Raw genomic sequence first — 19,591 nt, 5'->3', positions numbered from 1 at the left:
TATTATGGTGAGGTTGGCAGCGGGTTTCCGCCCCACGTGCCATTGCATACTACGCTCGGGAGATCGCTTTTAGGCCTCAAGGTTGTTGTGTCATACTCATAAGTAATGGTTACGCCAAATTCTGCCTCTAACACTGCAATGTCCGTAGCTGCAGCAACTTTAAACCGATTGTAGGCTGCCACTGCATCAGCTTGTTTTTGCGCAGGTGTTTTTGTCGCATCGGCACGTATGGTATCAAGCTCGCGCTGGAAACGCCCCCAATGTTGCTCAATTATATAAACATTGCGCCCCCAAGGGAGAGTTGCTTTTGCTGACCATTCATATCGATAAACTTTTTGGCGCTTGATCACGGTGAGAATACGCTCAAACCAGATGGTAAGATCAGGTTCACCTTCCAGACCTTTACCATCATCAAGGCCAGGTTTTGTGCCGCCTGTTGGCGTTGTCATGCGGGCTGTCATCTTTGCCAGTAATTCTAACATTTTAGTAATGAGTGACTCGGTGTTGCGCTTTTCTTCCTTTGGTATGGATGTGTGCGCCACGCCCTCGACCATACCTTTACGGTGGCTTGCTTCATGCAAAAGTTGCGAAAGTGCTTGCCTAAGAAAACCTTCTTCAACGTCTGCGCGATTGGCTGCTGTTGCGCATTTGATAGCAAGCAACATAGAGCGCCACTGCCTGCGGGACAGCCTGATGCGTGTGTTGGCAGGTGTTGCTAGTAAGGTTTGATCGATTTTTCCAGTCATGCTGTTTTCAATATTGTCAAAACTGACACCAGCACGAACACATTGCCAAAGGTCGATACTCACTTTCTTCAGTATCAGTTTAATTTGGTCTAAATATGTATTTAGTTCTGCTTCCGTGACTGTCTTTGTTACTGGCGCCGCTTGCATGTAAATGGTCGGTATAACGGCAGTGACTGCATACGAAAACACTTCAAGCGAAGAATAGATGATAGTGCCGCAGGCAGATGTGAGTGAAATGTGATTTGGTGTTTGAGGCACTAATTCAAACGGTATCTCAAGGAGATTTTCACAAGTCAGCATTATATCTTGCTCACTTCTATAGATATGAGCTGTTTCTCCGTCATCATGCCAAACCGCAGCTTCACTTATTAACTTCAGTGGCAAGTCTTTAGGAGCGCCAATAATAAGGGGGAGTGCATTTCCCTTGATTGTTAGTGGAAACGCAGTGCTGTTAAATCCAAGTGCATCAACAGTCTCAGCAGGGTGAAGGCCAAACCCATTTATAATGACATAATCATCTACTGCTAAGAAAAAGCCGCTTTCAGTTGATTGCTGTTTCTGTTGCATCTTGCCCTCCCGTTTGTGTGTAATTGTAATATACAATCAAAAGAATATAAAAAACATCCTATAATAGTAATTTGTACAGCGGGAATGATGCTGGCTTACGTACTGCTTCGACTTCTTGCTTACTAGGTTTAAAATTCTATTTCATACTCATGAGGTACATCGGGCAAAGAATGGGAGTGGTGAATGAGTAAAGACAATCTTCAACGTTGGTATGATTTTGTTGAAAACCATGATCAGGACGCCTTGCGCGATATGTTGGCAGACAATGTAGTTTTTCATTCACCTGTTGTTCACACACCGCAGGAAGGTAAAGCGATTACCTTTGCGTATCTTGCGTCAGCCGGGAAAGTGCTTGGTGGTGATAATTTTGAGTATGTCGGCGAATATCTCTCTGAAAATGGTGCGGTAATTGAATTTATTACCGTAATTGATGGTATCAAAATTGATGGTATTGATATGATCACTTGGAACGATGATGGTAAAATTACCGAGTTTAAAGTGATGTTGCGCCCGTTAAAGGCAGTGAACAAGGTTCATGAAATGATGGGTTTAATGCTTCAGAAGATGGCTAAATAACCAGATTACTTCTAGTGGTGAAGGATATAATGCTTTCACCTGTAACCTGTATCTATGCATAAAGAACAAGCTTTTACACGATATGTGCTTGCAGGTAAAAGAAAAGGCGCTCAGGAGGGAGCGCCTTTAGGTGTTGGGGGTTTCGGATTTAGTATTGTTTATGTTTAAACTTAAGCTGTGCCCATGAAGAATGCATTGAGCTTGTTTCCGTCCAGGTCACGAAAATAGGCTGCATAAAAAGTGCTGTCATCGCCGCCTCGAAGGCCGGGTCCGCCTTCATCTGTTGCACCCAGAGCTATGGCTTTAGCGTATATTTTATCTACGGTTGCGCGATCAGGTGCTACAATGGCTATCATTGTTCCATTGCCCACTGTTGCCGGGTTGCCGTCAAATGGTTTCGCAATTGAAATGCCTGCGCCAGTTGGCGAATTACCCCACGCGACAAAGCTAGGGTCATCCCATACGCGCTTCGCCCCTACTATCGATAGTAGTTCGTCATAAAATGCTGCCGCTTTAGCAAAATCGTTTGTTCCCACAGTTGCGTATCCAAGCATATCGTATTCCCTCTCTATTCCGATGTTTGCCGGTATAAAGCTTAAATGGTGATAGAAATACATATAAAAAGGTGCAAATGTGCAGAGCAGCCATTCAGTTTTGAATATTGTTGCGTTTTAACTTTTGATCGGTCCGATGCCTTGAGAGAGAAGAAATGCTTCAATTTTGTCCGCTGATGTTAATCCTGCAACGCGTGTGACTTCTTTGCCATCGCGGTAAAATATGAGGATTCCGGTATAGTTCAGGCTGTTTCGGGTGCGAAAATCAACATCACGATCAAAATCTACGCGTATTGCCCGTACATTAGGTTGCCGACCTTCTTCGATAAGGTTTTCAAAGGCCTTGTGTTGGGCAAGGCAAGTTGGGCACCAGGAAGCATATACCTCAACCAGTAGAGGGTCTCCGCGTTCTATCAATGCGCTAAAGCGTTGCGCGTTGTATTCTTCCCAACCTGGCAAAATTGGATCAGCAGAACGCAAATTCATGTAGATCAGATTGCCAAAAAGGATGATGGCTAATAGGCCTGCAAATCCAATGCTTACCCATATTCTTTTTAAATGAGCGATTAATGTTACTGTTACTTTATTTTTCATGAACGCTGCCTATCAGCGTTAAAAACAGTTTGCAATAAACGTCAGATCAACTTTCTGTAAGCCGTAAAATCTGCCGAACTATAAGCCATTTTCACTGAGAAAGGCTTTGATTTTATCAGCCGAGGTAAGCCCGGTTTGGCGAGCAACTTCTTTGCCTTTATTGAACAAAACCATTGTTCCTGTGTATTTAAATTCAAACTGTTCAAGAAAGTCTTTGTTTTTATCAAAATTAACGCGAATGGCGTTGGCTGGCAATTTGTACCCATCAGATTGCATAGCTTCCAATGCTCTGTGTTGAAGGAGGCAAATAGGACACCATGATGCATATACCTCGACCAGAATTGGATCACCATCCTTCATCAGGCGTTCAAAGTATGCAGGTGTATACTCTTGCCAACCCTGAATGATTGGAGATGATGATCGGTTGATCATGTATGTGACCGCAATGGCGGGTACCATGAGAACGAACCCAAAGGTGAATAATATCCGGCGGTAAACCCGTTTGCGTGGTTTTGTGTTTTGCTGTTTTTTTGTCATGGCTACAGCATATAAACACGGTTCAATTTGCTGCAAGGATTGTGAGCTCAACTTTATATAAAGACTTTATCAAGAAATTATAAATTCATAATAACCCTTTGATATATATATTATTTCCTATTTGAATAACTGTGACGGTAGCCATGTAACCAATTCAGGAACAGTTGCTATCAGCAGCAAAGCAAGGGTTTGTATAATTACAAATGGAATAACACCTTTGTATATTGCTGTGGTTGGAATGTGTTCTGGAACAACACCGCGTAGATAAAACAAGGCAAAGCCAAAAGGTGGTGTCAGGAAACTGGTTTGTAGGTTCATTGCCATCAGAACGCCCAGCCAGATTGGGCCGTAAGTTCCATCCATAGCCAACAGTGCGGGGGCTACAACAGGCACAACGACAAAAGTGATTTCAATAAAATCAAGAAAGAAACCGAGCACAAACATTAAAATCATTACAAGAAGAATGGCTGTGAACTGACCACCGGGAAGGCTGTGGAGCATTCCTTCGATAATATCGTCACCACCAACGCCGCGAAACACCAAAGAAAATAATGAGGCACCGATAAGGATGGCGTAAATCATTGTGGAGATACGTACAGTTGAACGCATAACTTCAGAAAGAACACCTGATTTATGGGTCTTCCAAAGTGCAGTAATAAGGCCGGCAGCGAAGAACACCGCTAATATTATAGCAACCCAAAAGGCAAATGTATCGGAGGTCGGTATTACTTCGCGCGTCATGCGCAAGTCGAAATTGGTTGAGATCAGCAGCATCGCCAAAACTGACACGAGTGTAACAATGACGACACGCTGCATCGTTTGACCCATGCGAGCCGCACCAAGTAGAATTGCGCCAACAGCACCAACAGAGGCTGCTTCCGTTGGTGTTGCAATGCCAGTGAGAATGGAGCCAAGAACTGCAATAATCAGTACAAGGGGTGGTAATAACGCAAAGAACAAGCGTTTATAAAACCCTTTTGTTCTTTCTGCTTCATCAATCGGTATTGCCGGGCAGCTCTCTGGCCTTAGAATAGCCATGGCAATTTGATATAGAATGTACATGCCAACGAGCATAAGACCAGGTATCAGTGCTCCGGCAAACAGTTCGCCAGCACTCATCGGTATGGGCGAAAACAGGCCTGCATTAAGTTGAGCTTGCTGCCATGCGTTAGACATTACATCGGCGAGTAAAATAAGCACGATTGAAGGCGGAATTATTTGACCGAGTGTGCCGGCTGCAGCAATGGATCCGGTGGCAAGCGACGTGCTGTAGCCACGGCGCATCATTGTTGGTAATGATAACAAGCCCATAGTAACGACGGTGGCACCAACAATTCCGGTGGAGGCTGCCAGTAATGCGCCGACAATGGTTACCGAAATACCCAGACCACCTCTCATTGTGCCAAACAGTTTACCCATGCTTTCCAGCAGTTCTTCAGCAACGTTAGATTTTTCTAGCATTACACCCATGGCGACAAACAGGGGTACTGCGAACAAAAGCTCGTTTCTAACAACGTTTCCAAAAAGACGATTGGGCAATATCTCCAGAAAACTAGGGTCAAGCACATCAATGGCGTAACCAATGCCACCAAATAATAGGCCTGTGCCCGCTAATGTAAATGCAACAGGAAATCCTGTTAGCAATAAACCAACAAGAACCGTAAACATGGATATTGTTATGATAACTGACATATCCATTAAGCTTCTGCCTTGTTGGTTTGTTGTTTTCCAAACAGCTGTTTACCGGTGCGCAAAAGATCAGTCGCTGCATGCAGTGACATAGTCAGCGCAAATAATAAGAGTGTAGTTTTTAAAATATAAATGAAGGGTAGGCCGCTTGACTCAACACTGGTTTCTTTTATCGCCCAGCTTTCAAGGACATAAGGCAAAGTCGCTGACCAGAATAAAATAAGAAAGGGGATAAGCAAAAACAGGGTGCCAAGGAAATTGACCCATGATTTTCCTATTTCGCTGAAGCGCGTGTAAAATATGTCGACGCGAACATGCTCATCTTTAAGGGCAGTATAGCCAGCTCCACCGAGAAACATCATCGCATTGATGTATTGCAAGCTTTCCTGCAATTGAATGCTGCCGACATTGAACACATAAACAAGCAACACAACGGTAAATTGAACTAGCACGAGAGCTAGCGGTAACACTGAAAGTACTTTCCCACTGGTTTCAGCGAAATAGTCAAGCCGCTTGATAATTGTATCAATCATAGACTTGATCAGCCTTCAGAGAGCTGACGCGCATTCATATAGCCTTGCTCAGCAAGAGCCCCCCAACGAATACCTTCTATTCGCGCTTTGATATAGCTATCGTAAATGCGGCGTGTAAGGTCATCATGATCGGCCGTTTCAGCGACAACTTCTGCTGATATCCGTCCGAGCTCAATTAGTATCTCATCACTAAAGCGCCGCAATATAACATCATGTTCATTGATGAGTGTGTCGAGTGCGCGTGCATTATTTGAATTAAATTCTGCCAACATGATATCATTCTCGGCAGCTGATGCTGTTTCAATGATTGTACGCTCATGCTCGTTAAAATCATTCCATAGATCTAGGTTCATGCCGAGTGCAATGGCAGTGCCGGGCTCGTGGATGCCGGGGTAATAATAATTTTTGACTATGGAATAAAACCCAAAAGCGAGATCATTCCATGGCCCGACCCATTCTGTTGCGTCAATGTTGCCCTGACTTAAGGCCTGGAATATTTCGCCGCCAGCTTTTGTGACAGGCGATGCACCCAAACGTTTCAAAACTTCACCGCCGAGGCCAGGCATGCGAATACGCAGCCCCTGAAAGTCTTCAACAGTATTAATCTCTTTTGCGAACCATCCACCCATTTGTGTACCGGAATTGCCGCCGAGGAATGGCTTAACGTTAAAACCAGCAGACAGCTCGTCCCATAGTTCTTGGCCTCCGCCGTAACGTATCCATCCGGTAATTTCCGCGGCAGTCATGCCCATTGGAACAGCTGCGAAGAAATTGAAGGCGGGTGATTTGCCTTGCCAATAATATTCTGCGCCGTGGTAAAAGTCTGCCTTGCCTTGTGATACGGCATCGAAAGCTTCGAGGCCTGAAACAAGTTCATTTGCTGCATATAATTTTACAGACATGGCTCCACCTGAGAGCGCTTCAATTCTGCGTGCAATACGCTCAGCTCCGGTGCCGAGGCCTGGGAAATTTTTAGGCCACGCTGTTACCATTTTGAGACGTCGTTGTTTTAAACCAGAAGTGTCCACTGTGCCGGTATTTGCCGTGTCTGTGCCGCCACTGCAAGCCGCTAATGCGGTTGCTGCGCCAACTGCACCTACACCGCGCAGCAAATGCCGACGATTAATTGCTTTGTTATCACCAGCATCAGTCGATTTTTCGCTTTTTGCTGTTTTAGTGACTTTTTTTGTCACGCGCATGCCCCCGGATTATATTCGCAAAATTATATTTAATCTGTGTTAGCCCCACTTGCTAACAGAAATTTCAGAATGTTACCTGATATCAGTGACCATTCGAAACTGTGCGCAGTATAAGGTGAGATCAATACAGAGCAAGCAAAGAGCGTTCAAACGTGCCTAAACTGATTGTGAATGTGCATCAAATGGATACCAACCATTTGGCCCGAGCCGCTCAAGTGGCTTGAAGCGTGATTTATAGTTCATTTTCGTACTGCCTTCGACAAAATATCCTAGATAGATATATTGCTGATTCGCTAACTGAGCTCGGTTAATGTGATCATGTATGAGGTACGTGCCAAAAGAGCGCTTTGGCTCGTCCGGGTTAAAGAAGCTATATACCATCGAAAAGCCGTCGGACAGTTCATCAGTTAGTGCTACTGCCATCAGTTCTGCGTTAAAAGCACGCCTGTATTCAATAGTTATGGTCTGAACGGGGCTTGCCTCGACCATGTCTTTATATTCTTCAAACGTCATGTCTGCCATTGAGCCATCAGAGTGTCGTGTATTCAAATAACGCGAAAGCAGATCGTATTGTTCCTGAGTTGCTATAGGCGGGCGTATTTCTGACTGAATGTCGGCATTTGCACGTGCAATACGTTTAATTGATTTGCTCGGTGTGTGTGCAAGCGCATCAACTCGCACCGATACGCACTCGGCACATGCTTCGCATGCTGGTCTATACACAACATTCTGGCTACGCCGGAAACCCACCTTGCCAAGTGCTTCATTGAGAGCGTTTGCATCCGGCCCTTGGAGTTCGGTGAAAACTTTGCGTTCCTCTTCACCGTCCAAGTAAGGACACGCTGCGGATGCAGTAACGTAGAACTTGGGAAACTGTAAGTTCTGATTAGTCATAACGGACCAGCTTGTGAGTTTGTAAAATGAATACGATGGTTTTATGCATTACAATAACCCATAATACCATGGAACAAATAACGTAAATACAATCCACATAATGAAAATAAGGGGTGTTCCAACTTTCATGAAATCAGAGAAACTATAATGCCCTGGGGCCATGACAAGCAGGTTGGTCTGATAGCTCATCGGTGTTGCAAAGCTACAGTTCGCACCGAAGATAACAGCAAGCAAGAATGGCATAGTTGGTGCCTCAAGTGTATGGGCAACTGATACCGCAATTGGCGTGAACAACACTGCCGTTGCGTTGTTTGACAACACATTGGTCAGTAATGCCACCAGGATAAAGAAACCGGACAAGATCATCCATATGGGTGCCCCCATCATTTGGTTCATTGCTGTCTGAGCAAGCCATTCAGCACCACCTGTACCTTGCATTGCCGTGCCGAGAGCAAGGGCAGCGCCAACGATAGTAAATACCCGACGATCAATAGCGCGGCTCGCTTGCCGTACATTCAAACAGCGCAGTACCATCATCATAGTAGCGCCTAGAAGGGCCGATACCGTGATAGGCATGATTTCAAGTGCTGCTGTGAATACAACGCCGACAAAAACCATGAGTGCGCGAACTGCAAATTCTTTCATTGGTACATCAGTTGCTGATGATTCCATTAGCAGCACATCTTGATTAGATCGAAGATCAAGAATGTTGTCTCTTGCGCCCATTAGCAGCAACACGTCGCCAGCTTCCATGCGTAACTGTGATATAGCGGCACGGATCATCCGGCTGCGACGTTGTACGCCGAGAACGGAACAGCCTGTTTCCGCCCGGAAACCTGATTGAGACAGTGTGCGTCCATCAAGGCGCGAGGCAGGTGCTATAACGGCTTCTGCCAGAATCCGGCGTTTTCCTGCTTGTTCATCATTAGTATCATCACCCTCTGCATCTGCAACCACATCTGGTGAAGCATTCAGAATATCCGTCATAACATTGCGTGTTGCAGCGACCATCACGATGTCGCCGACTTGAAGTGTTACGTCATCATAAGGCGGTAATAGTTTTTGATGGCCGCGTTGGATCATTCGCACCGTTACATCTTTTAATCCGGGGAACATGCCTGCAATTGCCGTTTGGCCGACCATGCCGTTGTCGTATGACAACTCCATTTGGAACAAAAACTGTTTGCCGTTGCTTCCTGCTACGCGTTTGGCGATGCCTGCACGGTCCTCCAATAGGCGTGGGGCAACGAAGATTACATAAAAGAAGCCAACAACGGCAAGCGCTGCGCCGGGTATAGTAAAGTCAAAGAAGTTAATGGTACCGCCGTTAACCTGTTCATAAGCGCCTGCAGCAAGTAGGTTTGTGCTGGAACCAATTTTTGTCATGTTGCCGCCTAGAATTGCTGCAAAGCTTAGTGGCATCATGACTTGGCCTGGTGGTTTACCAAGCTTGTCTGCAAGTGAGGCAAGAATAGGGATAAATATAACAACAACAGGTGTATTATTCATAATACCTGATATCAGCATCACAACAAGAAAACTGACAGTTAATACTGTGTTGGGGTGATTTTGCCCCCAACCTACCAACATCTGTGCGGGGCCATTAAGCGCACCTGTTTGTACGAGGCCTTGCCCAACCACCAGTAGCGCCATGATAGTGATTAGGGATGGGTCAGCAAACCCCATCAGGATGTCACGTACACCTATTATTTTCGATCCGTCTTCGCCGTGAAGCGGCATGAATTCGAATAAGATCAATAGGATAGCAACAGTTGCTATTGATGATAGCTCAAGAGGAATTCGATCGTACGAATAAGCTGCAATAGCACCAACGACGATTGCGAATGTTAGCCACATTTGAATCGTAGGCTCAATGATCTCCACAGCAACAATGCTCCATCAACAGTGTGTAGGCATTATTTTTAACGAGAGACTTCATGTTGAACAAGGACAAACGATGGGCAAGTCACAATCATTTGCAGATACAACTTGGCAGAAGTTCATTTATACATTGAATAAGTATTGAATGGTTAGGAGGGCAATAAGGCTAGTTGCCGCCTGTGAGGTTAGGTGGCACAACAGGTGCTTCGCGTAAAACAAGAATTGTAATACGGCGGTTTTCAGTGCGTGTTGGTTGATCAGGATATAGCGGGTCGGTACCTGCTTTGCCGATAACTTCAAAGAAACGATCTTCTGTGACGCCAGATGTATCTAATACACGGCGTGCTGAATTGGCGCGGTCTGCGCTCAACTCCCAGTTTGTACTTCCATTTGAACCGGTGAATGAGCCACCATCAGTATGACCCTGAATAGTGATGCGGTTAGGGAGGTCTTGAACAGAGCGGCCAATTTCAGATAAGAGATCACGCGCATAATTGTATAATTCGTCTGAGCCTTTTCTGAACATGGCGCGGCGATCTTTGTCATGAAGTTGAATTTTCATGCCGTCTTCTGTTACTTCCAGTATTAACTGGTCCTGCAGTTCCGAAAGCGTTGGAGATTGCTGGATAGCAAGTCTTAGTCTTTCCTGCATTTGCTCAAAAGCAACATCCTCTTGCTCTCGAATACGGTTAGCTTCTGCAATTACATCCTGAATAGTAGGGTCACCACCACCCTCGCTGTCGGCGCCTTCATTGTCGCCGCTTGTCGGTCCAGATTGCGGAGGGCCGGGATTGGAGATAAGCACAGCAGGTGAGGGGTTTGAGCCAACGGAGTCTTCGGTTGGCGCATTGATAGCATCAACACCTGAACGCCCTGAGACTGCCGCTGTTGTTGGCGCAAAGTAATCAGCAAGACCAGCAAGAGTTTCTGGCGGTGCAACATTCAACAGCCATAAAAGCATGAAAAATGCCATCATTGCAGTTGCAAAATCAGCATAGGCAACTTTCCAGGCGCCACCATGGTGTCCACCTCCTTCGACCTTCTTTATCTTTTTGATAATCGGTCTAGGTTTTTCGTCGTCGCCAGCCAATGTGTATACTCGTTTGATTTCGGGTGATTATTTATCGCCCGAGAAGGTTAACAAGTAGTTGAAATTGTCGGTGTTTATACCGGTTTCATAATGAAATAAGCGTTACCTCATTCATTTCGGGGCCGTAATGTCATAATGGCCGTCACATTTTCAGGTACAGTGGTTGCTGTCGGAATAGTAAAGTAATCAACATCAAGCCATGTCTGGAACATGTCGCCGTAGTGATCGGAAAACGGATTACCTGATTGACCAGTAGGTTGAACATAAAGAGACTTGTCTGGGTCGGACATATCGAAAATACCACGGTAACTTGGGCCATAAGTTGAATGGTTCATTGTATTAGGGTTTTGACTGACGCCGCCTACATTAACGGTGAAACGCCCCCCTGGTACAGGAGCAGCAAGTTCATAAATACCTTTCATGCCGGGTATCTGGCTCATTGGACGGTGGCTTTGGAACAGCAGGTGCTCTGCACCCCATTGCCATGCATTAGCGTCGTTTCCGTAGCGCGTACTCAGTTCAGCAATGGCCGTGTTCATTGCCTGATTAGCCAGCTCAGTACATGTTTCTGAACTGTCATTAGTTGTCACATCATCACACCAACTTAGAGAGATATCTTGATCTAACACCGGTAGAGCATAATAGCCCGTGTTCCAGTCATCGTTGTTTTCTCCCTTGGTTTGTGACCAGTAAAGTGATGATTTGACTAACCGAGGCCTGTGACCAGTGTAGTTTGAATAAAGATCACCTAATTCGTCACTCACCAATAGTTTCTGATAATGGCGAATCCATGTGTAAAAAATCAATGGCTCCGCCGCGTCTGCATTCATTGCGCCATTCCAGTCTGCGAGCATGGTTTTGTGCGTGCTGTCTTGAACGGCACTTAAAAGCCAGGGCATAATATCTCGAGCCATATCGGAAACGACATCGCTGTGTAGTTCACCGAAAGTACCTAACGTATGTTTCTCAACACTTGCTAGTTGATGACGAATGCGGTTGCCACGATAAGGTAAAGCCCAATCACCTGTGATAAAATGAGGATAATTGTCGTCGACAATCTTCTCGTTAGCTGTCGCGATCACGCCGCCATCAGGGTTAAAACGTGTTGGTAATTCATTGTAAGGGATGAAACCTTGCCAGTCATATGTTGCATCCCAACCTGGCGAGGGTAGACGCCCGCCAATTTGGTTATCAGGATGACGCACAGGCACCATACCCGGTGCATAATAACCAATATTACCGTCGGTATCTGCATAAATCATATTTTGCTGTGGGCCTGCATAAAAACTGCCGGCTGCTTGAAACGATGCAAAATCTATTGCTGCACCTAATTTTTGCAAACCAACGACACCATCATCACGGTCCATTAGCGCCGTCCACTGCAATGCAATAACATGATCGTCGTCCAGGATGTCTTTAGAGCCTGTGTATATGTCAGAAACAACGGGACCATGGCGAGTCTCTCGCACGACCAGTTCTTCTCGGGCGCCGCCGCGAATAAGAATTGTTTCAGTTCTGGTTTTGAATCGTGCTGTCCCCGTTGGCGTAAGATAGCTGTCTTCACCGACCACTTTTTCAATGTAAAGGTCCATGATATCAGGCGCGGTATTGGTAAAGCCCCAAGAAATCTTATCATTACGCCCCAATACAATCGAGGGTGACCCAGGGAAAGTCACACCAACAACATTTTCACCGTTTGAGCGATTATGTAGGCGCATCAAGTACCAGATTGAAGGTGTTGTAAGGCCAAGGTGAGGGTCATTTGCCAGTAGCGGCATGCCACTTTCTGTATGAGTGCCGTCAACAACCCAATTGTTGGAGCCATAACCAGCAGGTTTTTCAGGACCCATTGCCAAAGCGGCGGCAGCGATAGGGCTGGCGGAAAATATGTCTTTTAGTTCCGGCAGAGGTAGCGCGCTGTCGCCCGGGTAAGGTGCATATATGCTCGCGACTTGCGCCGGAGTTAGTTTCGTGAGTAAGCGTGCGCGAGCTAGTTCTTGGCGCGCGTTACCTGAGAGATCCAGCCACATCATCTTTTGCCAGACTAGTGTGTCTATTGTTTTCCATGGTTCAGGTGTAATGCCTGTTAGCAGAAATTCTGGCGGTAATGCGCCTTTATGCTCATTTAAATAAGCATTTACACCGTCAGCGTATTTCTCAAGGTTGTCCGTTACATCAGCGGGTAGATGATCAAGGGCGCTTTGGGCACGGTGCGTAAAACCAAGTGTCCTAAAATAGCGGTCAAATCCAAGCCCGGCTTCACCTAAAACTTCTGCAACACGTCCGTGACCAATGCGGCGATTCATTTCCATTTGCCACAAGCGGTCCTGAGCATGAACATAGCCAGCTGCAAATGCCAAGTCTTGCTCATTGGCTGCATCTATATGAGGGACACCGCGCTGATCCCGGGCAACAATTATTTCTGCACTTGGGCCATCAAGGTAGAATGTACCATCAATCTCGGGGAGGCTACTTTTCATCCAGCCGAAAGCTATGATTGCAAACGTCAATAGTAATGAGCCAATGAAAATTAACCAGAATTTGATAGTGCGCATAATATCCCTAACTTGTTCGTGATTGTCTCAATATCAACAATACAGCCGCTTTTTCAGTATTAACCTGAATGATGGATACCTTTTCTGGACTGATGCGTCTAGTCAGTAACGTCACCGTCACCCTTTAGTTATGGGACGTGACACCATTTCTTTGCTTCTTGCTCTAAGGTTTAATTAAATCAGATAAAGGAATGGAATCATGAAAAGAGAAATTGCAAAAGGTTTTGCGCTGGTCGGGCTTGCTACTTCTATAATGTCCCCAGCTTTAGCCCGGGACATCAGCGGTGTAGATGCGGCTCTAATTGCTGAAAATGTGAATTTTGAAACGGTTTCTGATAATCACCGCGACATTGTGGAAATCGCCATGGGTGGATTTGACCCAACACTATATTTCGCAGGCGGCGTGCCAAGGCAAGGTGATACATCGATCAGCTATACCTATGAAGGGCAAGTTTATCACTTTGTAACATTGGAAAGCCGGAGCCGGTTTGCCGAGAACCCTAAAAAATACGCACCGCAATATGCAGGACACTGTGCTTTTGCCATGGCTGAACACCTGCGGGTGCAAGCTGACCCATCGGCCTTTGCGGTAGAAGACGGGAAATTGTTCTTGTTTGAAAATCAAACCAAACTTGAAATGTGGAAAACAAATAGCTTGAAATTTCGTGTGGTTGCCGACAAACGCTGGGAACTGGAAGCGAAAGATTTGTTTGGTGTAAAGGCAAAATTTTAAGCGTTACTTGCAACTCTTTTCATATCCTTGCTGGACAAGATGACAGGCCTCGCTTAGTGATCAGAGCCAATCGTTATTGATGTTTTTGGGCGTACGTGGAATTGGTGGAGGTTGTTATGGCAAATGTTGCATTTCTTGGTTTGGGTGTCATGGGATACCCCATGGCGGGACATTTGGCGCAAGCGGGACATAATGTCAGCGTTTACAACCGAACCATTACTAAAGCCGAACAGTGGATTGAGCAGTATTCAGAATGTGATGGCGTTGAATTGTTTGCTGCGCCAACGCCGGCTGGGGCAGTAGCTGATGCAGACGTTGTTTTTGCTTGTGTGGGCGCAGACAAAGATGTTGCCGAAGTTTGTGTCGGTGATGAAGGCGCGTTTGCTGCAATGAAAAGCGGTAGTATTTTTGTTGATCATACCACGGCCTCTGCAGAGTGTGCGCGGAGCATGGCATCTGCTGCCGCAAAACATAACATTGGGTTTGTTGATGCGCCAGTTTCGGGTGGAGAAGCCGGTGCGGTTAATGGTGCTTTGACGGTTATGTGCGGCGGTGAACCCCGCTATTTTGATGCTGTTGAACCCATTATTAATGCATATGCAAAATCTATCAAATTGCTTGGTGAAGTAGGGTCTGGTCAGCAAACCAAGATGGTTAACCAGATTTGCATTGCGGGAGTTGTGCAAGGGTTAGCAGAAGCGCTCCATTTTGCGATGGAGGCAGGGTTAGACGCTAACGCCGTTGTTGATGTGATCAGCAAAGGAGCAGCACAAAGCTGGCAAATGGACAATCGTGCTGTCACAATGATTGACGGTAGTTTTGATTTTGGGTTTGCTGTCGACTGGATGCGTAAGGATTTGGATATCGTTTTAAATGAGGCAAAAAGTCTCGGCGTTTCACTGCCTGTGACAGCGTTGGTGGACCAATTCTACGGCGATGTCCAAAACATGGGCGGCAATCGTAATGACACATCAAGCTTGATCAGGCGTTTCCGTGGATAAAGGTGATCATGATCCATCCGTATGGGAGCTGTTGACTGCGCGCGCAACTGTACGTCGAGCTACACGTGTCGGGTTGATTGTAGGCACCGTTCTTGTGACTATCAATCAATGGGAGGCCGTTTCGGGAGATGCGCCTTTTGATGTTTTGAAAGTTATATTAACCTACATGGTGCCCTATTGTGTTTCCAGTTACTCGGCTGTTATGGCGTATCTGGAATTTAACAAACCCAATACAGATTGATTGTGTGCCTTTTATGCTGAATTTCTTCTAATATATTGGCTAGCGACATCGTTGATGGCGACATTATAAACTCTAACCAGTCGTCCATACTTGGTTATAAGACGGAATATATTGAATGACTTTATTCAAGACATGCTTTTTGCATATCGGTGCTCCCAAGACGGGTACGTCGAGCATTCAGTATACGTTGTTCAATAACCGGGCACATCTTAAAGAAGCCGGTTTCTTCTATCCAGCAAATGCGTCTAACCATGTTTTTCTGGCTTCTCGCTTCAGGGATAATCCTGAGGAAATGATTTTTCATAAAAAGAGAGGCCGGCTTACGCGTGCTGTGATTGATGAATATCACAAAGCTGAGATGACACGTTTTGAGCAGGATGCCAGAGAAAGCAAGTGTGAGAACTTGATTTTGTCGTCAGAGTTCTTCCCGAGCACATCCAAAGCAGCCTGTCATGAGCTTTTTACTTACCTCAAGCAGTTCGCTGAGGAAGTGAAAGTCATCTATTATATTCGTCATCCTCTCAGTCAAATAACGTCTTCGTATCAACAGCGTGTAAAAGTTGGCATTCCTGTTGAGGATAATTATGCCGACTACAAGTTTTATGCGCCGAACGTATCGAAGAAATTTGCAAATGCATTTGGTGTTGAGAATATGGATGTGCGCGAATTTGATAGAAGATACTTGAAAAATGGTGACGCAGTTGCTGATTTTGCTGAAGCGGTAGGTATCTCTGATGCACTTCTTTCCCGTATGGAAGTATATAGTGAAAACCAAAGTCTGAGCCATGAAGCGTTTTTGATTGCAGACTCAATCAATCGGCAATTCCCGGCATATGAAGACGGGCGCTGGAATCCGATGCGTGCCTCACACCTTGATTTCACGGGCATTCCTGGTGAGCGCTTCAAGATTGATACAGCTGTTGTTGATGGGCGGGCAGTAGAATTTGCTGATGGTATAAAGTACTTGCGCGAGGCTTATGGCTTAAAGTTGGAGACGCCGAGTCCTAAAGACCAGAAAAATTCCGAAGCTTCCTGGAAGCCAGAAACAATTAATGCGATAGCAGCCACATTCAATGCAATGGGGTTGGAACGTCAGAAGTTGCGTGCGCGATTGCACCTTGCTGAGGGCAGGTTGGCACAGCAACTAGGGAATTATGAATTAGCCAAGCGAGAGCTTAATAGTGCGCTTGTTGAACAGCCTGATAATTTTCATGCGCTTGTGGTTTATCTGGAACTGTATAGGCAAAGCCATATTGAGCACGATAACATCGTGGCATGGCTTGAGGGTTTGGTGGCATTGAACCAGAAAGACGATAGATTTCATCAGGTTTTGGGTGAGGTTTTGCTCGGCAATGGTGATAATGTTCGCGCGCGCAGCAGCTTTGAGGCTGCGCTGTTGATTAACCCTGATAATATTACTGTTAAGCAGGCTATTGCAGCCCTTGACAGTGAAAGCCAATAAAAACTTCATTAAACCCCAGTTTGCTGCGTTTTAATGTGGATTATCTTGCATAATTCGTTTGACTTTCGCATCCGGCACCTATAAATCCCGCATCATTAATGAATGGACAGGGCAATAACGCTTCTGTCCGCGCGAGCAACACAGTGCACTGACTACGGACCGCACACGCTCGTGGCGCCAGCTTAAAAGGAGCGATTCGCATGTCCAAGCGTATTCAAGCGAAATACAAGATCGACCGCCGTATGGGCGAAAACATTTGGGGCCGCGCCAAGTCCCCAGTGAATAACCGTGACTATGGCCCAGGCCAACATGGTCAGCGCCGTAAAGGTAAACTGTCTGATTTTGGTATTCAGTTACGCGCTAAGCAAAAACTGAAAGGTTACTACGGTAACATCACTGAAAAACAATTCCGCCGTTATTATGCAGAAGCTGATCGCCGCAAAGGTGATACTGGTGAAAACTTGATCGGTATTCTAGAATGTCGTTTGGATGCGGTTGTTTACCGTTCCAAGTTTGTACCGACTGTATTTGGTGCACGTCAGTTCGTGAACCACGGCCACGTTCTTGTAAACGGCAAGCGTTGTAATATTCCTTCACGCCTACTAAAAGCTGGTGACGTTGTTGAAGTGCGCGAAAAATCACGTGCTATTCCAATGGTTATCGAAGCAGGTCAAAGCCCAGAGCGTGAACACCCTGAGTACATCAGCGTTGATGGTTTCAAGGCAACATATGTACGTGTTCCAACACTGGACGAAGTTCCGTACGCTGTGATTATGGAACCTAATCTGGTTGTCGAGTTTTACTCACGCTAATCTTCAGCGCCGATCCTGTTTAGGATTGGCTGCTAGACAAATTCAGAACCGCTCAGTACTTTTGGTGCTGGGCGGTTTTTTATTGGAAAAATGATGAAAGAACTAAGACGTGCAACAAGCGTTGATGAATATCTTGAGAAGCGGCCAAAGTTCGTTAGTGAGGCTGGTCATGCTTACGCCGATACATTTGTGCCAAGACCCTCAGATGTAATTATCGCTACATTTCCTAAATGCGGCACCACTTGGATGCAGCAAATAGTGCACGGCTTACGCACAAACGGTGATATGGACTTCGGTGAAATTACTGAGGCTGTTCCGTGGATAGAAATGGCATATGATTTAGGCATTGACTTAAACGCGCCGCAAAAAGGTGCCTTTCGCGCCTTCAAGGTGCATCACACGTATGACACTGTGCCCAAAGGTGCGCGTTATATATGGGTTATGCGTGACCCTAAGGATGTGGCGCTCTCGTTTTATAATTTCATGAACGGCTGGCTGATTGAACCCGGTACGGTTTCCGTTGATGAGTTTGTTCAGGAAGTTTTTCTAGGCGATTATCTTTATGGTAGCTATTGGGCATATTTGCTCAGTTGGTGGCAAGTAAAAGACCATGAAAATGTGTTAGTCACCAGCTTTGAAGATATGAAAGCTGACTTGCAGTCAGTGGTCGGTAAAATAGCAAATTTTATTAACTGCCCGGATACTGCGGAAATTGCGATCAAGCAGGCTTCTTTTAAGTTCATGAAGGATCATGAGCCGCAGTTTGATGATCATCTCGTTCCGCAGGCGCGAAACACTGCACTTGGCTTACCAAAAGATGTTGGCGCTACGAAAGTGAGCATCGGTCATGTTGGCAGCGCCAAACAGGGCCTTAGCGCTGAGACGATCAATATGCTTGATGCTCGTTGGTCGGAAATTATCACGCCTAAGCTTGGTTTTGAAACATATGATGCGTTGCGAAAGGCCGTATAAGTGTTTGTAGGTTTCCGTATTATTGTATTTGGTTTTTGTGTTGCTGTTCTGAGTTTTGCAAACGCTTTTGCTGCCGATGTAACTTACAAGAAGGATGAACATGGGCGAATTCTTGTACCGGTTCACTTTGGCGACCAAGTTTATAACTACTTGCTTGCTACATCGTCGCGGCGAATTGGGGTCAGGGACGGTAACTTAGATGCGCTAAACATAAAGCGCTTCCGGCGATCGGTTCTGGAGGAATTCTCTATTACAGGTGAGGTAAAGCTTCCAATGGGTGGCTTACCGAAGATGACGTTAGCTAATCGCCCAATTCTTGATCGCTATGTCACTATTTTTAATGAGAAGTCGGCGGTGGCAGGCGTCATTGGTTTCGATGCATTTGGTGAACAGCTGGTTCATATTAATCCGGCATCGCAAATTGTTGGCCTGCACGCTCATGCTGGTAATTTTGCTTCTCAAGGATGGCATATTATCAATGGGCGCAATAACCGGTACGGCGGCATCATTGTTCAGGTTGAATACATGGGTGTGATGCTTGATGTGTTGTTTGCGTCCAGTGTTAGCCATTCAATGCTGGATTTGAAGGCATACAGTGCGTTGAAGCAGGGCTTGCCTGCCCGTAAGAAGCGCGGTGGTTTTGCTGATGTTATGACAGGCATCAATGCCACTACAACTGTTATACCCACACAATTGTTGCCAGATTTTAAAATTGGTGGTTGGGCACTAGGTGATATTGAGGTTGTTACATCAAAACTAAACGTAAGCGATAACGCGAGTTCTGGTGATGCATTGCTGTTGATATTGGGCGCAGATGTGATGACAAGCAGAGAATTTACGCTTGATTACCGTGACTTCCAAATTTGGTATCCGGACAATCAGCGATAGAGGCTATATTGTGCTTAGGTAATTTCTCAATTAATCTTTACAGCTAGTTTAATTGTATTCATTCATC

Annotated in this window: 19 protein-coding genes; 8 read left to right on the top strand and 11 right to left on the bottom strand. The window is 45.7% G+C overall.

Features of this window, described 5'->3' with window-relative positions:
• Nucleotides 1–2: 2 nt before the first annotated feature.
• Nucleotides 3–1,313, bottom strand: a complete 1,311-nt coding sequence (locus OEU88_RS12530) for a hypothetical protein (RefSeq protein ID WP_262695522.1) — start codon at nucleotides 1,311–1,313, stop codon at nucleotides 3–5.
• 183 nt (nucleotides 1,314–1,496) lie between these two features.
• Here OEU88_RS12530 and OEU88_RS12525 point away from each other — a divergent pair, with 183 nt between their 5' ends.
• The gene (locus OEU88_RS12525) at nucleotides 1,497–1,889 is read left to right on the top strand and encodes a nuclear transport factor 2 family protein (protein ID WP_262695521.1); all 393 of its coding nucleotides are present in this window, start codon (nucleotides 1,497–1,499) and stop codon (nucleotides 1,887–1,889) included.
• 170 nt (nucleotides 1,890–2,059) lie between these two features.
• On the opposite strand, the gene OEU88_RS12520 is transcribed toward OEU88_RS12525, so the two are convergent.
• The 10 genes from OEU88_RS12520 to OEU88_RS12475 form a co-directional block, all read right to left on the bottom strand.
• A complete protein-coding gene (locus tag OEU88_RS12520) occupies nucleotides 2,060–2,443 on the bottom strand; it encodes a VOC family protein (RefSeq protein ID WP_262695520.1) in 384 nt (127 codons plus the stop codon).
• Between the two features lie 117 nt (nucleotides 2,444–2,560).
• A complete protein-coding gene (locus tag OEU88_RS12515) occupies nucleotides 2,561–3,037 on the bottom strand; it encodes a thioredoxin family protein (RefSeq protein ID WP_262695519.1) in 477 nt (158 codons plus the stop codon).
• A gap of 78 nt (nucleotides 3,038–3,115) precedes the next feature.
• Nucleotides 3,116–3,574 carry a thioredoxin family protein gene (locus OEU88_RS12510; RefSeq protein ID WP_262695518.1) on the bottom strand — a complete coding sequence of 153 codons (459 nt, stop codon included), beginning with the start codon at nucleotides 3,572–3,574 and terminating at the stop codon, nucleotides 3,116–3,118.
• A 117-nt stretch (nucleotides 3,575–3,691) separates the two neighbouring features.
• Nucleotides 3,692–5,272: a TRAP transporter large permease gene (locus OEU88_RS12505; RefSeq protein ID WP_262695517.1), complete on the bottom strand. Its 1,581-nt coding sequence runs from the start codon at nucleotides 5,270–5,272 to the stop codon at nucleotides 3,692–3,694.
• Entirely contained in the window at nucleotides 5,272–5,796 is a 525-nt protein-coding gene (locus tag OEU88_RS12500) for a TRAP transporter small permease subunit (protein ID WP_262695516.1), read from the bottom strand. The genes OEU88_RS12505 and OEU88_RS12500 overlap by 1 nt, the downstream gene beginning before the upstream one ends.
• An 8-nt stretch (nucleotides 5,797–5,804) precedes the next feature.
• Nucleotides 5,805–6,923, bottom strand: coding sequence for a TRAP transporter substrate-binding protein (locus tag OEU88_RS12495; protein ID WP_394805265.1), 1,119 nt, complete (start codon nucleotides 6,921–6,923; stop codon nucleotides 5,805–5,807).
• 228 nt (nucleotides 6,924–7,151) lie between these two features.
• Nucleotides 7,152–7,889 (bottom strand): arginyltransferase, encoded by a 738-nt coding sequence (locus OEU88_RS12490; protein ID WP_262695514.1) that lies wholly within the window; start codon nucleotides 7,887–7,889, stop codon nucleotides 7,152–7,154.
• A gap of 48 nt (nucleotides 7,890–7,937) precedes the next feature.
• Nucleotides 7,938–9,773 (bottom strand): SLC13 family permease, encoded by a 1,836-nt coding sequence (locus OEU88_RS12485; RefSeq protein ID WP_262695513.1) that lies wholly within the window; start codon nucleotides 9,771–9,773, stop codon nucleotides 7,938–7,940.
• A 163-nt stretch (nucleotides 9,774–9,936) separates the two neighbouring features.
• Nucleotides 9,937–10,860, bottom strand: coding sequence for a flagellar motor protein MotB (locus OEU88_RS12480; RefSeq protein WP_262695512.1), 924 nt, complete (start codon nucleotides 10,858–10,860; stop codon nucleotides 9,937–9,939).
• A gap of 107 nt (nucleotides 10,861–10,967) precedes the next feature.
• Complete coding sequence (locus tag OEU88_RS12475; protein WP_262695511.1) at nucleotides 10,968–13,415, bottom strand: penicillin acylase family protein; 2,448 nt, start codon at nucleotides 13,413–13,415, stop codon at nucleotides 10,968–10,970.
• 199 nt (nucleotides 13,416–13,614) lie between these two features.
• Here OEU88_RS12475 and OEU88_RS12470 point away from each other — a divergent pair, with 199 nt between their 5' ends.
• The 7 genes from OEU88_RS12470 to OEU88_RS12440 all read left to right on the top strand — a co-directional run bounded on the left by OEU88_RS12470 (nucleotide 13,615) and on the right by OEU88_RS12440 (nucleotide 19,524).
• Complete coding sequence (locus tag OEU88_RS12470) at nucleotides 13,615–14,148, top strand: YHS domain-containing (seleno)protein (RefSeq protein WP_262695510.1); 534 nt, start codon at nucleotides 13,615–13,617, stop codon at nucleotides 14,146–14,148.
• 116 nt (nucleotides 14,149–14,264) lie between these two features.
• Nucleotides 14,265–15,149, top strand: coding sequence for an NAD(P)-dependent oxidoreductase (locus tag OEU88_RS12465; RefSeq protein WP_262695509.1), 885 nt, complete (start codon nucleotides 14,265–14,267; stop codon nucleotides 15,147–15,149).
• The gene (gene nrtS, locus OEU88_RS12460) at nucleotides 15,142–15,390 is read left to right on the top strand and encodes a nitrate/nitrite transporter NrtS (RefSeq protein ID WP_262695508.1); all 249 of its coding nucleotides are present in this window, start codon (nucleotides 15,142–15,144) and stop codon (nucleotides 15,388–15,390) included. Before OEU88_RS12465 ends, nrtS begins: the two co-directional genes overlap by 8 nt.
• A 115-nt stretch (nucleotides 15,391–15,505) precedes the next feature.
• A complete protein-coding gene (locus OEU88_RS12455) occupies nucleotides 15,506–16,852 on the top strand; it encodes a tetratricopeptide repeat protein (RefSeq protein ID WP_262695507.1) in 1,347 nt (448 codons plus the stop codon).
• Between the two features lie 200 nt (nucleotides 16,853–17,052).
• On the top strand, nucleotides 17,053–17,664 hold the full coding sequence (gene rpsD, locus OEU88_RS12450) for a 30S ribosomal protein S4 (protein WP_262695506.1): 612 nt from the start codon (nucleotides 17,053–17,055) through the stop codon (nucleotides 17,662–17,664).
• A 93-nt stretch (nucleotides 17,665–17,757) separates the two neighbouring features.
• Complete coding sequence (locus OEU88_RS12445; protein WP_262695505.1) at nucleotides 17,758–18,636, top strand: sulfotransferase domain-containing protein; 879 nt, start codon at nucleotides 17,758–17,760, stop codon at nucleotides 18,634–18,636.
• Nucleotides 18,637–19,524: a hypothetical protein gene (locus OEU88_RS12440; protein WP_262695504.1), complete on the top strand. Its 888-nt coding sequence runs from the start codon at nucleotides 18,637–18,639 to the stop codon at nucleotides 19,522–19,524.
• The last annotated feature ends 67 nt before the right edge of the window (nucleotides 19,525–19,591 follow it).

It is taken from the genome of Kordiimonas aquimaris (genome assembly GCF_025574485.1).
In the GTDB taxonomy this organism is placed as follows: domain Bacteria; phylum Pseudomonadota; class Alphaproteobacteria; order Sphingomonadales; family Kordiimonadaceae; genus Kordiimonas; species Kordiimonas aquimaris.
This window is presented reverse-complemented; position numbering and strand designations above follow the sequence as displayed.

What these genes read in the sequence shown, in the direction of transcription:
- OEU88_RS12455 (WP_262695507.1), top strand. Translation starts at nt 15,506, where the DNA reads ATGACTTTATTCAAGACATGCTTTTTGCATATCGGTGCTCCCAAGACG.
- OEU88_RS12475 (WP_262695511.1), bottom strand. Translation starts at nt 13,415, where the DNA reads ATGCGCACTATCAAATTCTGGTTAATTTTCATTGGCTCATTACTATTG.
- OEU88_RS12470 (WP_262695510.1), top strand. Translation starts at nt 13,615, where the DNA reads ATGAAAAGAGAAATTGCAAAAGGTTTTGCGCTGGTCGGGCTTGCTACT.
- OEU88_RS12525 (WP_262695521.1), top strand. Translation starts at nt 1,497, where the DNA reads ATGAGTAAAGACAATCTTCAACGTTGGTATGATTTTGTTGAAAACCAT.
- rpsD (WP_262695506.1), top strand. Translation starts at nt 17,053, where the DNA reads ATGTCCAAGCGTATTCAAGCGAAATACAAGATCGACCGCCGTATGGGC.
- OEU88_RS12530 (WP_262695522.1), bottom strand. Translation starts at nt 1,313, where the DNA reads ATGCAACAGAAACAGCAATCAACTGAAAGCGGCTTTTTCTTAGCAGTA.
- OEU88_RS12510 (WP_262695518.1), bottom strand. Translation starts at nt 3,574, where the DNA reads ATGACAAAAAAACAGCAAAACACAAAACCACGCAAACGGGTTTACCGC.
- OEU88_RS12515 (WP_262695519.1), bottom strand. Translation starts at nt 3,037, where the DNA reads ATGAAAAATAAAGTAACAGTAACATTAATCGCTCATTTAAAAAGAATA.
- OEU88_RS12500 (WP_262695516.1), bottom strand. Translation starts at nt 5,796, where the DNA reads ATGATTGATACAATTATCAAGCGGCTTGACTATTTCGCTGAAACCAGT.
- OEU88_RS12490 (WP_262695514.1), bottom strand. Translation starts at nt 7,889, where the DNA reads ATGACTAATCAGAACTTACAGTTTCCCAAGTTCTACGTTACTGCATCC.
- OEU88_RS12465 (WP_262695509.1), top strand. Translation starts at nt 14,265, where the DNA reads ATGGCAAATGTTGCATTTCTTGGTTTGGGTGTCATGGGATACCCCATG.
- OEU88_RS12505 (WP_262695517.1), bottom strand. Translation starts at nt 5,272, where the DNA reads ATGGATATGTCAGTTATCATAACAATATCCATGTTTACGGTTCTTGTT.
- OEU88_RS12520 (WP_262695520.1), bottom strand. Translation starts at nt 2,443, where the DNA reads ATGCTTGGATACGCAACTGTGGGAACAAACGATTTTGCTAAAGCGGCA.
- OEU88_RS12445 (WP_262695505.1), top strand. Translation starts at nt 17,758, where the DNA reads ATGAAAGAACTAAGACGTGCAACAAGCGTTGATGAATATCTTGAGAAG.